This is a genomic window from Bradyrhizobium campsiandrae (assembly GCF_014529705.1).
In the GTDB taxonomy this organism is placed as follows: Bacteria; Pseudomonadota; Alphaproteobacteria; order Rhizobiales; family Xanthobacteraceae; genus Bradyrhizobium; species Bradyrhizobium campsiandrae.
Genome location: NZ_JAANIH010000369.1, coordinates 1 through 245, shown reverse-complemented (window position 1 = coordinate 245; position 245 = coordinate 1). Strand labels below are relative to the sequence as shown.

1 pseudogene is annotated in these 245 nt (G+C 64.5%); it reads right to left on the bottom strand.

The features are described 5' to 3' along the window. Positions 1 to 79: 79 nt before the first annotated feature. Positions 80 to 245, bottom strand: a pseudogene (locus G8O24_RS43460) (methyl-accepting chemotaxis protein); the annotation flags it as partial.

Genomic DNA, 245 nt, shown 5'->3' with positions numbered 1-245 from the left:
GGACTCATCTGATATGTCCGTCGCACAATTTGCAGTCCTGGACACCGGCTCCAACCGGACCCTGGCCGAACGACTGATCGACCAGCTTGCCGACCGCATCGGCGGCCTCGGCGTCGAGCTCGCCGACCGCGGCCGACGTAGTCGATTGCACAGCTTGCGAGGCGTTGGCGATATCGTGGTTGGCCGAGACCATGGTCTCGGCGGTCTTCTGCAGGTGGTGGAACCGCTCCGACTGGTTGGCGACG